Annotated in this window: 12 protein-coding genes; 3 read left to right on the top strand and 9 right to left on the bottom strand. The window is 58.6% G+C overall.

The features are described 5' to 3' along the window. Positions 1-7 precede the first annotated feature (7 nt). The gene (locus BM70_RS0114895; RefSeq protein WP_025856750.1) at positions 8-712 is read right to left on the bottom strand and encodes an SDR family oxidoreductase; all 705 of its coding nucleotides are present in this window, start codon (positions 710-712) and stop codon (positions 8-10) included. A gap of 101 nt (positions 713-813) precedes the next feature. On the opposite strand from BM70_RS0114895, the gene BM70_RS0114890 reads away from it, so the two are divergent. The 3 genes from BM70_RS0114890 to rarD all read left to right on the top strand — a co-directional run bounded on the left by BM70_RS0114890 (position 814) and on the right by rarD (position 3,905). Then, on the top strand, positions 814-1,716 hold the full coding sequence (locus BM70_RS0114890) for a LysR family transcriptional regulator (protein ID WP_025856749.1): 903 nt from the start codon (positions 814-816) through the stop codon (positions 1,714-1,716). Between the two features lie 81 nt (positions 1,717-1,797). After that, entirely contained in the window at positions 1,798-2,808 is a 1,011-nt protein-coding gene (locus BM70_RS0114885; RefSeq protein WP_025856748.1) for an aldo/keto reductase, read from the top strand. Positions 2,809-3,023: 215 nt separating this feature from the next. Beyond that, entirely contained in the window at positions 3,024-3,905 is an 882-nt protein-coding gene (gene rarD / locus BM70_RS0114880; protein ID WP_025856747.1) for an EamA family transporter RarD, read from the top strand. A gap of 342 nt (positions 3,906-4,247) precedes the next feature. On the opposite strand, the gene BM70_RS31310 is transcribed toward rarD, so the two are convergent. The 8 genes from BM70_RS31310 to BM70_RS0114840 form a co-directional block, all read right to left on the bottom strand. Next, the gene (locus tag BM70_RS31310; protein ID WP_025856746.1) at positions 4,248-6,428 is read right to left on the bottom strand and encodes a topoisomerase DNA-binding C4 zinc finger domain-containing protein; all 2,181 of its coding nucleotides are present in this window, start codon (positions 6,426-6,428) and stop codon (positions 4,248-4,250) included. Then, on the bottom strand, positions 6,425-7,183 hold the full coding sequence (locus tag BM70_RS0114870) for a PP2C family serine/threonine-protein phosphatase (RefSeq protein ID WP_043274268.1): 759 nt from the start codon (positions 7,181-7,183) through the stop codon (positions 6,425-6,427). The genes BM70_RS31310 and BM70_RS0114870 overlap by 4 nt, the downstream gene beginning before the upstream one ends. After that, a complete protein-coding gene (locus BM70_RS0114865; RefSeq protein ID WP_025856744.1) occupies positions 7,173-7,850 on the bottom strand; it encodes a VWA domain-containing protein in 678 nt (225 codons plus the stop codon). Before BM70_RS0114865 ends, BM70_RS0114870 begins: the two co-directional genes overlap by 11 nt. A gap of 216 nt (positions 7,851-8,066) precedes the next feature. Beyond that, positions 8,067-9,389, bottom strand: a complete 1,323-nt coding sequence (locus BM70_RS0114860; protein WP_025856743.1) for a hypothetical protein — start codon at positions 9,387-9,389, stop codon at positions 8,067-8,069. Between the two features lie 63 nt (positions 9,390-9,452). Then, entirely contained in the window at positions 9,453-13,076 is a 3,624-nt protein-coding gene (gene tssM, locus BM70_RS0114855) for a type VI secretion system membrane subunit TssM (RefSeq protein ID WP_025856742.1), read from the bottom strand. An 89-nt stretch (positions 13,077-13,165) separates the two neighbouring features. Next, a complete protein-coding gene (locus BM70_RS0114850; protein ID WP_025856741.1) occupies positions 13,166-14,410 on the bottom strand; it encodes a T6SS immunity protein Tli4 family protein in 1,245 nt (414 codons plus the stop codon). Further along, the gene (locus BM70_RS0114845) at positions 14,398-16,194 is read right to left on the bottom strand and encodes a triacylglycerol lipase (RefSeq protein WP_025856740.1); all 1,797 of its coding nucleotides are present in this window, start codon (positions 16,192-16,194) and stop codon (positions 14,398-14,400) included. Before BM70_RS0114845 ends, BM70_RS0114850 begins: the two co-directional genes overlap by 13 nt. Then, positions 16,191-18,713: a type VI secretion system Vgr family protein gene (locus tag BM70_RS0114840; protein ID WP_025856739.1), complete on the bottom strand. Its 2,523-nt coding sequence runs from the start codon at positions 18,711-18,713 to the stop codon at positions 16,191-16,193. Before BM70_RS0114840 ends, BM70_RS0114845 begins: the two co-directional genes overlap by 4 nt. Between the last annotated feature and the right edge of the window lie 3 nt (positions 18,714-18,716).

Raw genomic sequence — 18,716 nt, 5'->3', positions numbered from 1 at the left:
AATTGCGTCAGAGCAGGCCGCCGCCGTCGATGTCGATCACGGCGCCGGTCATGAAGCCATTCTCCATGGCCAGCACATACCCCGCCGCCACCTCCTCTGCCTGCCCCACTCGCCCGACCGGCAATGCGCCGCTCGCCTTGGCAAACATCGCCAGGCGCTGTTCCTCACTCAAGCCTGCATACGCCGGCGTATCGATCACCCCTGGGCTGATCACGTTGACCCGTCGCGGTGCCAGCTCCTTGGCCAACTGTTTGCCCAGCGCTTCGGTGGCGGCGTTGATGCCGGTCTTGATGAACTGGCCCGGCGCCAATTTACGCCCCAGTTGCCCGGAGGTCAGGCTGATGCTGCCGTGTTCGTCCAGAAATGGCAGCGCCCGTTGAATCGCGCGCAACGAGCCCCAGAGCTTCACATTGAAGTTTTCCTGGGCCTCGACCAGGTCGGTTTCGACCAGCGTCTTGGCGTTTACGCTGGGGCCTGAGGTGTAGACCAGGTGGTCAAAGCGCCCGACGTTTTCGAACAGACGCTGCAGGGAGGCGGCATCGGTGACGTCCACCGGTTCGCTGCGCAGGCCGTTTTCCACGCCGCGGGCCAAGCGACGCCCGGCCAGTACCACGTGTGCACCCCGCGCCGCAGCGGCCTTGGCCACGGCAGCACCGATGCCACTGCTGCCGCCGATGACGATGACGGTTTTGCCGTTGAGGGGAGAAGTCATGGGGAAGATTCCTGATGGATAAAGTGAGCGTTCATCTTCACAGCTTGGCAATCGGCGAAAAATCCCGGTAAAACGACAAGATCTTTAAAGGATTTTTACAAATGAGCTCAACCCTCGACCTTGAAGTCTTCGTGCGCACCGCCGACACCGGCAGCTTATCTGCCGCTGCACGCGGACTCGGCTTGACACCAGCCGCCGCCAGCATTGCCCTCAAGCGCCTGGAAACCCGCCTGGGCATTCGCCTGCTGGCACGCTCCACTCGCAGCATGCGGTTGACCGAAGAAGGCCGGCGCTACCTTGAAAGCGTGCGCATCGCGCTGGAAGCACTGTCCGAGGGCGAACAGGCGATCAAGCAGCAGGACCAGAGCCTCAGCGGGTTGCTGCAACTGGCGGCGCCCTCGGATTTCGGTCGCAATGTGCTGCTGGGCTGGCTGGATGAATTCAAGCTCGAACACCCGAATATCCGCCTGCAATTGCTGCTCAACGACAGCAATGCCGACCTGTTCCGCGACACCGTCGACATCGCCTTGCGGTTTGGCGTGCCCAGGGATTCCAGCCTGGTGGCGTTGCCGGTGGTGCCTGATCATCACCGCATCCCCTGCGCCAGCCCGGATTACCTGGCGCGCCATGGCACGCCCCTTGCCCCGGCCGAGCTGGCGCAGCACAACACCCTGCGCTACATGCGCCAGGGCCGGGCCAACAACACCTGGTATTTTCGCCAGGGCGCGGTGCTGCAGGAAGTGGAGGTGTCGGGCGATTACCTGAGCGATGACGGTGAAATCGTGCGGCGCTGGGCGTTGGCCGGTCACGGCATCGCCTACAAGGCCAACCTGGATATTGCCCGGGACATCAAGGCCGGGCGGCTGGTGCCTTTGCTGCCGGATTGGCAAGGCGAGCCCACGCCGTTCAACCTGATGTGCCCTCACCGCCTGCAAGTGTCGGAACGGGTGAAGGTATTGCATCGCTTTTTACAGGCGCGTTGCCAGACCCTGCTGAGCACATGAAGAAACGCGCGCAGGGCTTGTCCCAGAGCCTCTGACTCTGGTATTGCATGGGGTACGTTTCCCTGCCTTGAGGAGTTATCCATGATTTACCGCACATTGGGCCAGTCCGGGTTGAAGGTCAGCGCCTTGACCCTGGGCACCATGATGTTTGGCGAACAGACCAACACCGAGGATTCGCTGCGCATCATCGACAAGGCCTGGGACCAGGGCATCAACTTTATCGACACCGCCGATGTGTACACCGGTGGGCGCTCCGAGGAAATCGTCGGCGAAGCCATCGCTCGTCACCGTGAGGATTGGGTGGTGGCGTCCAAGGTGGCGATCGGCCCTGCCGATGGCCTGCCCAACCGCAGTGGCTTGAGCCGCAAACGCATTTTCAATGCGCTGGAAGCCAGCCTCAGCCGCCTCGACACTGACTATCTCGACATCTACTACCTGCACCGCGAAGACCACAACACGCCGCTGGAAGTCACGGTGTCGGCGATTGGCGATCTGATTCGCCAGGGCAAGATCCGTTACTGGGGCCTGTCCAATTATCGCGGCTGGCGCATTGCCGAAGTGATTCGCGTGGCCGAACGCCTGGGCGTGGACAAACCGGTGATCAGCCAGCCTCTGTACAACATCGTCAACCGCCAGGCGGAGGTCGAGCAGATCACTGCCGCGGCCGCCTACGGGTTGGGTGTGGTGCCTTACAGTCCTTTGGCCCGTGGCGTGCTCAGTGGTAAATACGCTCCGGACGTCACGCCCGAGGCCGGCAGCCGTGCGGCGCGCCAGGACAAACGCATCCTGGAAACCGAATGGCGCGTGGAGTCCTTGCGCATCGCCCAGCAGATCCAGCAGTACACCCAAGGGCGTGGCGTGGGCATCGTGGAGTTTGCGATTGCCTGGGTGCTGAACAACTTGGCGGTCAGTTCGGCGATTGTCGGGCCACGCACCGAGGCGCAGTGGGATGCCTACATCGGCGCGCTGGACGTGAAGATCACGGCGGAGGATGAGGCGTTCATCGACTCGTTGGTGACACCGGGGCATTCGTCCACGCCGGGGTTCAACGATGTAGGCCATTTTGTTTCCGGTCGCATAGCCCGCGCTTAAGCAGGGAACACCTGTTGCTGGGCAGTAAAGACCTACGGTGGTGAGCGGGCTTGGGACAATAGACCCGCTCGCCACAGGTCTTGGTTCAAACAGATCAGGTGAGAAATTTTCCTGAAAAACGCCCCAAAACAGCGCAACCCTCTCCCGCCAAAAGCACCATAATCCCCTCCTGAAATCCCCCTTCTTGTGTACCAATGGTTTTTCGCGAGGACAGTGTGTCTAAAGGTGTTGTGTTATCGGTCTTGGCGTCGGTGTTGTTTGCGGTGATGTATTACTTCACATCATTGCTCACGCCACTGAGCGGCCTGGAAATTTTCGGCTGGCGCATGTTGCTCACCGTGCCCTGCATGACGGTCTTCATGATTGTCAGTGGCGAATGGCGGCGCGTGTGGGAACTGGTGCGCATGCTGGCAGACAGTCCCCGCCTGATTGCGGGTGTGTTGCTGTCTTGCGCATTGCTCGGCGTGCAGCTGTGGCTGTTCATGTGGGCACCGCTGAACGGGCGCAGCCTGGATGTATCGGTGGGTTACTTCCTGTTGCCACTGACCATGGTGCTGACCGGGCGCCTGGTGTGGGGCGAACAGCTTTCTTACCTGCAACGGATCGCCGTGTTTTTCGCGGCCCTTGGGGTGCTCAACGAGTTGTATCAGGCGGGCGGGTTCTCCTGGGCAACGCTGGTGGTGATCATCGGCTATCCGATCTATTTCATCGTGCGCAAATACCTCAAGACCGACCACCTCGGCGGGCTCTGGCTGGACATGGCGCTGATGCTGCCCGTGGCCTGGTGGTTTGTGCAAAGCGGTGAGCAAGGCTTCGCGGTGATGGAGGCCCACCCGAAGCTGTACGCGTTGATTCCCATGCTGGGCCTGATCAGTGCCTCGGCACTGGTGAGCTACATCATTGCCAGCCGACTGCTGGCGTTCAGCCTGTTCGGGCTGCTCAGCTACGTTGAGCCTGTGCTGTTGCTGGGCGTGGCACTGATTCTGGGGGAAGGGATCAAGGGCGGTGAGTGGTTGACCTACATTCCGATCTGGCTGGCGGTGATGGTGCTGGTCTTTGAAGGGTTCAAGCATTTGGTGCGCCAGCGCAAAACCTGATGCGCAGGCAATAAAAAGCCACTCTATTGAGTGGCTTTTTATCTGTGTTTGGAGCGGGAAACGAGCGTCTGACTAAACACCTATCCCATTGAAGAAGCTGAATTCTTATTGCCCTAATCGCTTTCGATGGACAAGATTACGGACTTCTTCTTTAGGCATGGCAAGCCCGTGATGAGAACATTGTTCCACTCTGTGATTCAGCGTTTCGCCAGATAGCGGAGTGCCTTACGCGACGTGGCTAATTGACGCCCTGCCAGCATCAAGTCATGCCGCGCTCATAAGGAGCGTCTTACCGGTGCTTATCCAACTCCCACCGACAACAACTGACTATTGAGCCGAGCCTTAGCTTCGTGTGCCCTTACAGGCAGGAAACTTGGAGCACCCCCAGAACTGACGCCCTGTGTGTTTCCCTTTTCGTGCGGTACGACGCACCATGGACGCACCGCAGCTCGGGCAAGAGTTCATTGCAGATGAGCTCGTGGTGGTCGACACCGACGAACGAGTGATCACCGGCGTTGGATGGGCTCTGCTCGGCTGTGTCTGCGTTCTTTTGGGAATATCGATGGAAACCGCAACCGGTGCAGGTACGCTAATCCCCAGCGCAACACAATCGTGCTCCGCAATGGCTCGCTCTTGGAGTGCTTGCGTGAGCACCTGATCTGGTGCATTTTTGGCCGCTAGGCAGCGTGGTGTAGCCGCTTGCAAAGCAGCTAAACCCGATTGAATTTTTCTTTGGAGTTCGATCTGTTTCGTTGCAAACGCTACCCGAGTGGACTGCTCCGCTTGTAGATCGGACGGATCGGGTGTGGCGTTGTAGCGGAACTTTCCCTCATGCCCCTGACGCCAAGCCAACATCTTCGCTGTCAGTGCTTCTCCAAAACCTGGCACCGCGCGAACTGCTGAAGCAGTGATATCCGCAGCACTCTCAATACCAAAAGACGCAAGCGTGGCGGTCTTCCCCGCCCCGATGCCAGGTATCGACGCGCGTCTTATCAAAAATCGATCCAAGAAAACTGCGCGTTGGCGCTCCTCTCGTGTCAACTTTAGTTGATTGAGCGCCTGAGCAAGCCCCTCTTGGACTTGCCGATATCGAATGACTGTATCCTCCAAATCGGCGCGCAAGATATGCATTTCCCGCAGGCCAATTCGTTGAAGATAGGCTTGAGACGCTAAGCGCACCTTACCGTCTGCATCTTGGTAGGCCTTGCGAAAAGGCGTCGAATCCACCTTATTGGTAGCAAACATCCGCACTAAACCAAATAGCCCGAGCCCACCCCACAACAGAGCGGCTTTTGGGGCGAGAACACAGCCAATAATTGCAAATAACAAGGCGATACCACCGAAGATCGCGGGATCATGGCGCTTGCCCTTTGCTTGTGTCACAGCAACGCTGGGAGCAGCGACAGTGCCAGTCCAAATCGGTAACACCTCATCTGGCATCGGGAGACGCAATGCTCGAATAGCCGCCCACACGCGTTCCAAATCGAAGGAACCTGCCAGCGGTACACTGCCAACAACCAGGCTTTGGGGAAACATTTCAATCCCCGACTGACTAGCCAGCCGACACCACAGACATGAAGTCGCCGAGCCAGGAAAATAGTGGGTCGGTACATCCGCGCAGCGGCGCAATCCCGTCTCGAGTCCCTGGAGCAAGCTGACCCAAATGGCTGGGTCTGGGCGTGACGAAGGTGCGAGGCCAAACGCGGCCTCGAATGCCGCCGCTATCGACCCAGGAAAATCCGCGAGCAGCACGGAGCCGGGCGGCGGCGTCGTACGTGTCTCGTTACGCCTAGCCATCGAAAAGGCAAAGCGATTCTGTGCGATCGATTGGCCCAGAGAGAGATCCGGACCGTTGTAACGGCCTGCATAGGGGTGCTTGCCCATCGCCAGCAGCTGGAAAATAGCAACTGCAAGCCCGAAATTGTCGTGTGCCTGAGTACGGGTTACCTTCGCAAGGCTACCTCCATGAAGCTCAGGCGGTGTGAAGTCCTCAGTGCCGACGACACAAGGGTATGCGTGACCTTTCAAACTGAACTGGAAACTGTCGGCATCAATCAGCGCAACCGTCGCATCCGGCCCCACCAGAACCCCAGAGTGATTGAGGTCACCAATGATGCACCCTGCTTGATGCACAGTGGCGACAGCACGTGCGACATTCTGGGCGACGCGCACCAGGAACCGGTAATCCGCCTTGGGAAAATGCATCTTGCGCGATTTCGGACTGTATAACTCATGCAGCGCGCGGTACCCCGCTACCAGCCGCATGGTAAAACCCAGAAAATTGCCAGAGGAATCAGTCACTACTTCGGACGGAAAAGCGACCAAGGTGGTCGCACCAGCCAACCGTCCATCAATCATTGCTCGGACTTTGTTCTCGCGGGAGCTTCGCAGCTCCGACTTGTAGATCTTGACCGCGCAATCACCTTGGCCCACCAAGGCGTACACGTCGCCTTCGCCACCTTTACCCAATTGCTTGTCGAGTCGCTCGGTTTTACCGCCGATCTTGACCGACCGCAAACTCATTGGCATGACACCAGGATGAGCGTCTTGTCATCATCCGTACGGTCACACAACGCAGGGCTATGCAAATAACGCCCGAGCGCATCTGATAATTCGGCAAGACGCCCATCCGCCCGTGCTTGATCCACCGGTTTGATCATCGGGTCGAAGAAGCGAGCAAAAGGTTTTCGCGTAGCCTGCTCCAGCGCAACTGACTCAAGCCCATCTGAAAAAAGAGCGAACGCGTCGTGCTCCCGATCAAAGCGATAGATGTGCAGACGAACTTCAGGATCATCGGTAACGAAATAGGTCGTCGAGGCGAACTCCCCGTTTTCCGGCCAGCATATGGCTTCCCACATACCGGCCTTGCGCGCCACTAGGGCACTGTCGCCGATCTGTAATGCCAGGATTTGGTCTTTGAATACCACCAACATGACTAACGTGGCGGCAAACTGTCGCCGAGTTAACTCCCGCTTTTCCGCGACCATAGAAAGATGATCCCGGAGTTGATCAATCCAGCACATGATCGTTTCGTCGTCTGGCAAAACCTCATGTTGCTTAAACCAGTTGCGCAGATTGACAATCAGGTTGCGGCAGACTAATGCAGCGCCCTGCCCACCGTGGCTGGCACTGCCCGCGCCATCGGAAACGACCGCACACATTGCATCTGAATGGACGCGCATGACACTAAATGCATCCTGCTTCCGTGTCCCCATTCGTAGATGCGATGTGCCAATACAGGACGCCGCGGCCCAGCGCCAATGAAGGCTACTCTGCAACTGCCCACCCCGTCGGCCCCGTTGGATTGGCAAGAGGAACGGCGTCCCCAGGGCTCGACTGCGATACGGCGCTCAGCGAGCTCGACAACCAAGCAAACAGCTCTCGAAACGCCAGACCTTTCAGCTTAAGAGGTTGACGCGTTCCCAACTGAGTGAGAGTCGACATTTCCGCGCCCTCAACACCGACGGAATAGAACATGAATTCCTTTCGTTCTTCGCCCTCATGAACACGCCGGCGCGCCTCCTGCCAGTTATCAGTAGGGGCACCGTCGGTAATCAGAAAAACCCAGGGGCGATAGTACTTGACACCATTGGCTCGGTAACGCTCTTTGCGTTCACGCAGCAAATCCAACGCACGCTCGACAGCCTCCCCCATTGGCGTGACACCGCTGGCCTCCAACACTTCTGGGAAATAGCCATCGACGGTTGTGAACTCGGTTTGGACGTTGACCGGCCCAAAGGTCACCACTGCCAGCTCTACCCGCTTCGCCGCCATTGCATCGGCATATAGCTCTTCTTTGAAGAACTGCAGCGCATCATTCAATTGGCGGATCGGCGCGCCATTCATGGACGATGACGTGTCCAATAGCAGTATGCAGGGGCATCGTTGCTCCGGATTCTCTGCAAACTCGGCGTCCGCAAAAGGTTGCTGCTCAAAATCGGTCATCTTGTCCCCTTTCAGTCCCTGACGAAGCTGTCATACGTGATAGCACGATAACATTGCGGATCATAGAACGCACAAAATGATCGGCACAGCCGTCAGCAGCCAAGTATCTTCCACCCCATCCAGACGCGCTAATGGGCAAGCATGTGCTGGACATCGCCGTATGTAAGCTGAGGATTGCTCCCTGCCCCCTCTACCTCTGAAGTCATCCCACCAACTTCACGACCGAAGCGCCTCACCAATTTCCTCAATAGCAGAACCAACTTCATGGCCAGCACGAATCAGTTCCGCGAACCGCAGCATCACTGAGGAGCCGACGTCTTGGGCCAACGCTCTGGTCATCAACTCCCGGATCGGTTCTTCAAGCTCTGCTTCGACAGTTGGTGAACATGCCTGTCCGGTTAGCCAAGTAACAAGAGAGGAGACCCTATGTCCTGAGGTATTTTCGTCAACGCCCAAGATTTCCCCCAATACCATTCCCAATGTGCCGGCAGGATGCTGTTCCGGACGGCTCCACGCCTTGAGTTCAATCGACTCTCGCTGGACCTTCTCCAAGTTCCGCCGAATCTTTCCAGGAATGGTCGCAGCCGCTTTCCAGCGGTTGTAGTACTCGCGATTCGCCAGACTGGCAGCGTCTCTGACGACCTTCCAGACTACCGACCAGAGCTGCGAGACACTATAGGTTTTGAGTGCCGAACGCATCGTGCTTTTGATTTCCTCCAGCTCTTGTTCGGACAGTTCATGGTTGTAGAGCTGGCACTGAGCTTCCAAATAGCGCATCACATCAGCGACCGAGTAATCGAGCCACAGACTAAAGAGCCCTTCGGCATCGGTGTACACCCTATCGAGCAGGCTCCGGATGACCTCGTCTGCTCTTCTTGATTCGGCATCTGGTGCCAAACGATAAACCACTTGGTCCCGCAACATCCAAATATCGTCACCTTCCCAGTAGTAGGTGCCCGGTCTTGCTTTACTGGGATCATCAAGAACCAATCCAGCCTCACGCAAATGCTGCATAAAGTCACCGACGTACCGAGGCGCAAGCCCTCGGCAGTCACCTATGGTGAAGCCGCCATTGGTCAGCCTCGGCGTAACGGCCCTGTCTAATGCCAACAGCAGGAGCACGTGCCTATCCGCAATAGCGGAGTAGTCCACAGTTCGCGCTGACTGGTTGCGGGCATATTCTGTCAGCTGCCGCTCAAGCTCCGCAGCCTTCGCTTTTTGAGCTTCCAACGCAATAGCATCTTGGTCTTTCTGACACAACGTACAAAGCTTGATGGATGGCTGGGGGACTTTCTTAGCCTGTGAGCGATTTTTTATTTCGATCAACTCTGCGCATTTGGGGCAAACCTGATTTTCATCGAACGCATTGCAACGTTGCCGTATGAAGCTGGTAAGCGTAACGCCCTGAGCCATCTCAATGAGCCCCGCTAGAGCACTCACTTTTTCTAGGTATTGCCCGAACTCGTCGACGGCCCAATAGCGTTCAATCAACTCAATTTCTTTAGGGTCTTCGGTCAACATTTGTAGCCTGATTGCCATGTAAAGGTCCTATTTCACTCGTTGTAAATACTTCTCAGCATTGGCTGTTTTTCGGGGTATCGCTCAGCGTTGAGTCACGTCGACGGCGATCTTTTTGCTCCGTCGTTCTTCCAACAACGTCCTCGGCAACACAAACCCTTCAAAACTGCGCTGGGTAATCGGGTTGTTAGCCTTCTCCGCGCCGATGCGGTAGCGCATCAACCCATCGGCGAGAGCAAAGGTCAGGTCCACGCTGGTGTCGGTCCGCCCATTGAGGTGTCCACGACTGAGCAATCGGAACAGTGACCACGGCCCGCGATAGCTCATGCTGGCGGTGTTACCGGTGCTGTGTACCAGCGTCAGTTGGCTGCCATTGGTGTTGCCCAGGCTGTTGGGCCAGACCAACCCGGTACGTTGCGGCGCGCCGTGCTGGTAGGGAATCAACTGGCCGTCGACGCTGAGCATGCTGCTCAGGCGGGTGGCGCTGAGGGCCAGGGGTTCGATGGTGAGTTGCACGGCCAGGTGGCCGCGATGGTTGAAGAAGGTGTCGCGGATGCGCTCGACCTTTTTCAACTGCTCCAGCACGTCGCTACGCACCAGGTAGCCGCCGAGGCTGTCGGAGTACAGGGCGTCGAGGTTGTCCTTGAGGAACACGTTCAGGTACTGATCGTGGAACTGCTGCAGGCGTCCTTGCGGGCCGAAGAAGGCTTCGAAGTCTTCCAGCGAGGCGTCCTCGCCGCTGGCCTTGAACGGGTAACGGCCTGCCAGGCGGTCGCGGTAGAAGCTGTAGATTTCACTGTCCCAGCGTTTTTCCAGTTCGCGCAAGGCGACAATCACCAGTACCTGCGAAGTTTGGTCGGCGAGTTTTTTGACCTGCTGGTTCAGTGGTTCAGGCAGGCCCACAGCGACGCGTTGCAGGTTGGCGATGGGATCGGCACCGCCCAGGGAGAAGCGGTTGAGCACGGTTTTCAGCGCCGCCTTGCCGGGATCGGGATTGTCGTGCACGGCTTTGGCATAGTCGTAGACGGCACTGACCGAACGCAGGGTTTCTTCGTAATAGGACGGCTGCTCGCCTCGCGCGGTGATCAGTTCCGCCAGGCTGGAGAACGCACGCCGGATACCAGCGGCTTGTTGCTGGCCGTCCGATACCTTGTCCAGCGAAAGCGGTGCCTGCCCTTCGGCCAAGGGCACCGACGGGTAGATCACGCTGTTGTCGCGCAGGGTTTCCAGCAGGCGCCGCAGGGGAGCGGCCGGGCCAGTGACTTGTTCCAGCACCGCCACGCCGTGGCTGAGGTCATCGAAGTCGGTGACCGCAAACTGATTCAGTGCCCGGCGCCAACTGTCGACGTAATCGGCGCTGTACAGGGCGCGGATCCGCTGGGTCAGCACTTTGCGGTCTTCGTCGGAGTAGTCCAGGCGTTGGCGTTCGCCGAGTACCCACTGGTCGATCATGGCCAGTTCGATGATGCCCTCGGTGCCGGGCTCGAAGTAGTCCTTGAAGCCCTTGGCGGTAAGCAGCGGCGCCAGCAGCAAGCCGCTGCCCTCCTGGTGGGTGTTAAGCGGGCGGTAGACGATATCGAACGCCGGGCCGACCTCGTTGCGCAGGTCCAGCGGACGATGCAGGCGCTCCAGAGCATCCTGTTTGAGGCTCATGTAGACCCGTTCGGCCATGGGCAACTGGCGCAATTGCTGTTGCACCTGGGTGATGCGCTCGCGGTAGTGCGGCAGGTCGGCGTCGGCGTATTTCAGCGCGTAACCCAGGTGCCCCATCAAGTCGGCCTGCAACTGGCCCTGGCCCGGATAGGCGCGCTGCCACTGTTTGGCGACCCACTCTTCGACGATGGCCGGGCGGCGGTTTTGGCGTTCTTCGAGCGTGCGGTAAACACGCAGGGCTGCCAGTTGTTGATTGCTGCCGGCAGGCGCCGTGTTGATCGCCTCCAGCACGCCACCCGCAATCGCCGGCAGGAAGCGTTTGGACAGCAAATTCAGATAGGCCTCGTCCACCGTCGGGCCAATCGCCCTGCCCTGGTACAGCCCCATATCCGACAGCAACGGCCACGCCTCGCGGTAGTCGCCGTAGACCAGCACCGCATCACGAATCTGGTCCAGAGGCACCAGCAGGTTGCGACCGGTGGTGTCGATCCTGGCGTCGATGTCCCGGCCACTGAAATCCTGGCTCTTGGCCAGGACGTTGGCAGCCTTGTCGCGGTTGATATTGAAGTAAAACTGCCAGGTTGCGATGACGACGAAGCAACCCAAGGACGCGACGCTGAACCCGGCAATCAGCAGCCGCCGCTTATTGCGCGCTACCTTTATGTTGTCGCCCGCCAAACCCGCTTCTGGGTAGATCACCCGTTGGAACAGTTGCTGGGCAAAGTAGATCGCCGTGCCACCGGCCGGTTTGACCTCGAGGGGCGGAGGCGGCAGTTGATAGGCTTGCCCTGCTTCTTTGATGAAGGCATTGCTCAGGGTGCCTTGCTGCAAGACCGAGGAGAAATACAGCCCGCGCACCAGCGCCGGAGTGGTGAAACGATCGCTGCCGAGCATTTCGCTCAGGAAGCCGAACAGCGCCGGGCGTAGGCCCGCCATCTGATGCACCAGTGCCTGTAAACGATCGCGTTCAGTCAGTCCAGATGACGTCCTGATGCCGTCGAAAATCTGCTCACTGAGGCAGGCAACAAAGATTTGGTATTGGCCGGTCAGTTCCGCCAGCCAGGCGTCGAAATCATCCACCGCGTCCAGGCTGAAGGTGAAGCCCAACAGGTCTTCGCGCCCACTGCGCGACAACCGGGCGAAGAACTCTTCGAAGCCTTCCAACAGGTCGAACTTGCTCAGCGTCACGTACACCGGCAGGCGCGTTCCCAACTGCCGCGTCAGTTCAAACAACCGGGTGCGCAGCAGGTTGGCGTGGGCCTTGCGTTGTTCGGGACGTTGCGCCAACAGGGCCTGCACATCGATCACCAACACCACGCCGTTCAATGCGCGACGGCTGCGGTTGCGCGCCAGCCAATCGAGCAGGTGTCGCCATAGACGCGGGTGGGTGCCGGCGGGTAATACCGGCTTGACCTTGCCCTGCACCGCCCCCGACTGCGCAGCATCGTCACCGGTTGGCTCCGGATGACTGAGGAACTCACCTGGCGGGTCGATCAACACCGCCTCGTCACCGATCCACCAATCCACCGGATAGGCCAGTTGCTCTTCTTGGTGCGCCCTGACCCCAGCCTTGGTCACATGGGACAAGGCAAAGCTCTGGTTGGAGCGCGTGATCAGGCTGGTCTTGCCAGCATTTTCCTCACCCAGCACCAGATACCACGGCAGCTGATAGAGCGAACGACGTCGCTCCATGTTGTTGAGCAAATTGCCCAGGCTGCGGTCCAGTGCTCGCTCCTGCGCCTCGATATAAGGCAGGCACGGGTCGGCCTGCACCGCGGCCTCATGTTGGCGTTCAAGCTGCAGTCGGTGGTAACGATTACGCACCCGCCATGCCCAGATCAGCAGCGGCACCACAAGTGCGACGACACTGGCCGAGACGCGCATTGCCAGTTCACCCAGCGGCTGATGCTCACGCCAAGCCCACTGCGGCCCCAGCCACCAGATGGCGATCAACAAAAACACCACGCCCAGCAGCACCAGTAAGGGCACCGCCTGGTTGAACTGACGCAGCACCGGCAGGCCCCAGCGTTTGAGGTAACTCCAGACCGTTTTCATGAATCGCTCCTAGCGTATTTGTTGTGTTCGTTGCCCATGGACAGGATGAACATGTCCCCCCTTCGCTCTCGCAAAAGCCCCTTCCGTTGTCATGGCTTGCGCGCCTCAAGGCTGGCAATAAACTCATCAAGGATGCGTTTGCTTTCGGCGGCGTCTTCGGGCGTAGGTCCACGGGGGTTGAACCAAGGATCCGGCTTGGGTTCGACCGCACCGTAGCGGATGCGCACGGACTTGAGGATCGCGTCCCAGACGGCCATGGCTTCGTAGTCGGTGAGTGAGGGGTTGACGGGTTCTGCTCGCGCCGGGCGGTTCGGGCGTTGCCAGAGCGGTATTTCGTAGCCTTTGTTGGCGAATTCGGGGAGGGTCCAACGCACCAGGTCTTCTGGTTCGTTAGGGTCAATGGGGCCTGCTTTCATGCCACCAGCCGAAAGACGGACACTCATTGCCGGGCGGCTTAGGGAAGGATTATCGCGGTAGTTCTCGCTCACGAAGAGTATTTGACGATGAGTGTCATCACTGAAGCCAATCAGGGACTCTTCCGCTTGCATATCGGCCAGAGTGATTTTTCCTGCTCGCAAATTTTCATAATCGCCAGCGAGAAAGATCTTCGTGTCTTTTTGGGTGCGGACGTGCAAGCGTTCTTCGTCATCAGGTGAGAGCGCGTTGATATAGATGTTCAGCGATATGTCAGACGCAGGGGGACTAAAATCGAAGCTGGCGATTTCCTGATCGTGATGGCTTCTGATTACGATGGGGCCCAAGGCGAAGCCTGCTCCTGCGTTCTGTGGCTCATTGACCTTGAATATTTCTTTAGACAGCTTTAACAGGCGTGCCTCAACTGGCGCCGTATTGCCTTTGAAGGAGTCGGCGCGGAGCATGACGTAGGCGTCACCGACAAGAAGATGGAGTTCGTGAACGAAGGTTTGGCGCTGAGTCATACGCATGTAGTATTGCAACATGACACTTTGCGGTGTCTCCCTCAAAGCCGAAACCAGCATCGGTATATTATTCATTTCATCGTTTTTGATTGCCGCGATTCGACGTGCCCGCTCATTCAACGCAGCATCAAACCGCTCTTGTGTCACGCCCTCTCCCAATACACGCACCTCTACCGATGAGTGATCGGCGCCAAGCCCGTAATACAATTTCACATCCCCGCCGCCCGTCCAGTTGGCCGGCACATCAATCAGGCCACGGCCCAGCGCCCAGGTACGCATGTGGGTAGTCATTTCGCTCACGTTATTTTTCTCCTGTTCGCTGGGCTGTTTGAAAGCGGCACATCCGGTGAGAGAACCCAGCACCATGCATGCAAAAAAAAGAATCAGCTGACGCATAGGGGCCTCTTGGCTTTCGCCGCTATTTTGATAAGGGAATAGAGGGTGAAATGCTGCGCGACCGGGCTGGCATAGGACGCTTCATGATCGAAACCAGGCGCCTTGATTTGCTGGCGGACCTCGCCATTACGCGCATGCTTGACCGGCGCGCTGCCCGAGCTCACTGGGACGGTGCCGTCGCCGGAGCCGTCCTGCATTTGGCAATGCAACTCCCAGTAGCTGGTCTGCACGGTTTTGACTGGCGCATCGGGGTCGCCACGCATGGGAGGTATGGCTTGGTTGTGCCCGCCCACATACACAGGGCTACGGCCATCATCCCTTACCTGATGCATCTCGAGGTTTGAAACCGTGAAGCTATCAGGGTGTGAGCCGTAGGGACCATTGAGGCGAGACCCACGCTGCATTTGCCAAGTGATGGATTCGAAGCTGCGATGTTTGTCGTCGTTGCCGTAGTAGACGTAGGTTTGAGGGTGATAGGAGCCCGCGATTGTCAGATGGAACTGCTTCGCTTCCGATATGTTTTCCTCAAAAATCTCCCACGTGATCGCATCACCATCCTTGGGCGCCAACCATTCTTCGCGCAATAACCCCCACCACCGGTCGCGGCGTAAATAGATCTCGTCGTAAGGATCCTTCACGGGCTGGCGCGGCATCGCCGAAACGCCTTGGTCGTCAATCAGCCGCAGCCAACCTGGAGCGTAATTTTGTGTGGGCAGCAATTGCAGGGCACCGGGAGCCTGCGCAAACACGGCGGTCACTTCCTGGCCTGTCGGACCAATCACCGCACCGGCAATAGGATCTTCATCGGCCATGCCGACCTTGCAACGGCGATAAGCAACCGGTGCCCCAGTGGCGGGCATTACCCCATGCACGACACCGGCAATTTTGGCGGCCATACCGGGCAACTGGGCACATCGACGCGCCACCAATCCGCCCATGGAATGAGTGACGAGTATCACCTGCTGACAGTTGCGACCGTATTGGTGCAGCAGTTCGTCAATGCGTTCGGCCAGACGCTGTGCAGCGACTTTGTTGGAGTCCAACCAGTTATAACCACAAGCATGCACCGGCATTCGGTAACCAGCTCGCGCCACCAGCTCATCCGAGACAATCGACGGCAACTGGCTGGCGAGGTTGGCACCCAGCCCTGGCATGCCAATCGGAGTTTCGGGTTTTAACCGAGTGATATGAGTCGACCCAGGCTCGACGGCGACGGTATGCAAGTGCTCCGGCAAGATGTCGAACTGTGGCCATTGATGAGGCAAGAACCCGCTGTTCAGAGCCTCTTCCAGCCAAAGAAGAAAAGCGTGATAGCTGGTTTCGCTCACCTCTCCCCAACCACGCTCTTCATAGCGTTCTTTCAGGGCCAAAAGGGTCTTTTTCCTGTCCAGCCCTGGCTGTGCCAATACCGTACCGGCAGCACGTTCAGGCACCGCGCCCTGGTTGTCGACGTCCACCCTGGCCGGGTGCAACAGTTTTTGTCGTATGCCAGCCTTTTTGTTGATCCAGTTCAAGGCCAGCCACATGTTTTTGCCCATGAACCCCGCATCCAGCCGCCATACGGGAACGGCCTTTTCCTTTTTATTGCGCTTATCAGGCTTACTCTTCAAATTCGACCCCATGATCCCCGGCACAAAAATTACCGGCAATATCCCGTCCGGCGGCAATATGCACTGCACCGGGTCGGTGATATGGCTGGGCGTCAGGGTCCAGGTATGCACGGGGTTGCCCCGGGCGTTGTAGGTCATGGGCGCAACACGAGGCGCCGATGGATTCTCGGTCATGCGGGTTCTCCGTTATCCAGCCATTCCAGTACAAGCCCTTCCAGCGTCATGCCCTGTTGCAGGGTGACGAAGCCTTCAGCATCGGTACGGCCCTCAAAACGTGCGCCATCCTTGCGAACCAATGCATAGGCGCGGTTGCGGATAGGTTTCCCGTCGGCGAGGAGCGTTTGAAAGCGTTCGTTGAACGATGTGCTGGGCCAGTTATTGAGTTCTGCAGCGGCATTGCCTGGGTCAATGAAGTACTTGTTCGCAGCCTTCACCGTGAAGTTGCCGGGCATCCCCAACTCGATATTGCCGCCCTGCATCTTGATATAAGCCCCACCGCACAACAGGGTGATGTGCTTGTCGGCGGCCACCAACACATGTTGCTGGCTGGCGCTGATTTCCACGCTTTGGTCGGCTTGCACATGAATGCTGTTGTGCTGGGCCTGCAACAGCAGTTGGCCGTTGTGGGCGATATGGCGCATGTCGCCACCCTGGGCAAACAGGCCGATTTCATCACCTGCATTGATCACCACTTTTTGGCCGGCGCTAAGTTGCTGGTTTTGTTGTGCCACGCTGTCGATGTGCTCGCCTGCGCCCATGGCGATGCTGCGGGACGTGGCGGCAGCAATCCCGCCAGGCCCACTTAACGCGATGATGGGTTGCGCGCCATTGCCGGTGCCATCGGCTTGATCATTAGCGCCATGCCCCAGCGCATTGACTGCATCGGTCAGGGATTTTTGCGGCTGCGGATCCTGAGCAATGCCTTGGGCGTTTTCGGCAGATGCCCCCAGCTGTTTGGCCAATGTCAGGGCGGCTTGCAACACCTCGATCACCTGTTGGCGCTCCAGTTGACCCGCGCCAGCCTTCAGTTGAGCTTCGGCGGTCAGCAATAAACCTTTGGCTGCGCGCAACGCGCCGTGACCATCGGTGCGCAACTCAAAACCTTCGCCCCTAGGTTTACCGCCACCGTAGTGGCGTGGATGAGTGAGGTAGCCCAAGTGCAGCGCGCTATGCTCGTGATCACTCATTAACGCCGCGCTGATTTGTGCGGTGGTGTCGTCGATGCGAAGCTCGTTGGCACGCGTGCCCTTGAACTCACGGCTCTTGGTCGTCGCCACAGCCTTGAGCTTGGGCAGTTCATAGGGCGGCAGATTGGTCTCGCGGTAGGTCCGCCCCGTGGCGATAGGCTGGTCAGGATCGCCATCCAAAAAGCTGATAATTAGTTCCTGATTCACGCGCGGCACGGCCATGGCACCCCACGTCGCGCCGGCCCAGCCTTGCGAAACGCGAATCCAGCACGAACTCTGATCGTTGTTTTTATCAGCGCGGTCCCATGGGAATTGCACCTTGACCCGGCCCCATTTATCGCAATAGATCTCCTCACCAGGCGGGCCGACCACCGTGGCGATCTGCGGGCCGTCGATGCAGGGTTTGTCACGTAGCGGCGCTTTCCATTCCGAGGTCCAGCGGATGGCGCTGGCCTTCATTTCATAAGAGGTGCCGACGCCACTGCCTGACGATTCTTCCTGCAAGCTGGTGTGCTGTTTGCCTTCGTGCTTGATGGCGATGGTGCGCCAGCGGTCGTTGAAGTCCTCACGCGGATGATCGTTGAGGTCGAACGCCAACCCAGGTTGCAGGCGTTCATCGTCGCCCTCCACATGGGCCAGCTTGGCGTCGTTGCGCAGGGCGGCCAGACGCGTCTTGGTAAAGGGCTTGCCGGCGATGTCGCGTTTGTAGCGGCCGGGGTAGTCGTAGCGTTCGTAATCCTTGTGCTGGTTGTTCAGGTCCTGGTCGCCGGTGGCGGTGTGCTGCTGGTTGTAGCGCGGGTGGGTGAAGGTGTAGTCGCGCTGCACCTGCACGGCGGTGCGTACTTGTTCGGTGTAGTGAAAGCGGTTTAACGCCGGTTCCATCGAGTCGCCGCCGCTCATGGGCTGGTAGATCACCGGGCAATCGGTGTGGGTGCCGATAGTGCCCAGCCCGCCGACGCGGTCGGTGAGGACAAGGGTGTGGCCGTCGACGCGGTGTTCGAAGGTGTAAAGCAGGCCTTCTTCGGCGGCGAGGCGGGCGATGAAGTCGAGGTCGGTTTCACCGGCTTGCACGCAGTACTCGCGGGGTTGGTGCTCGAAGCAGATTTCGCTGCGGATGTCGGTCAGCTTTTGTTCGGCCAGCACGCTGGTAATGATGTCGGGCACGGTCTGGGCCTGGAAGATGCGCCAGTTGGAACGCAGGTCGAAACGCTTCAGGGTCGGTTCGACCACGGCGGTGTAGCGGGTGCGGCGAAAACCGGTGTCCCCTTGGGTGAACAGGCTGACCAGCCCGTGGACGTAACGTACCGGAGCCTCACCACGCCAGAGCGTGAAAAGCCCTGCCAGATCGAGCACCCGATTGAAGTCGATAGCGGCGTTATGGCTCGCCAATTCCAGTTCGAGTTTGAACGGTTGGGAAAGGCCTTCTTCAAGGGTGAAAGAGACCACCTCGAAGGCATCGCCCTTCAAGGGTTCAAAGGTGAAACGCAGGTCACTTTGACGGGGCATCGT

It is taken from the genome of Pseudomonas sp. CHM02 (genome assembly GCF_000612585.1).
Lineage (GTDB): Bacteria > Pseudomonadota > Gammaproteobacteria > Pseudomonadales > Pseudomonadaceae > Aquipseudomonas.
The sequence above is the reverse complement of the archived record's forward strand: the minus strand, read 5'-3'. Positions and strand labels throughout refer to the sequence as shown.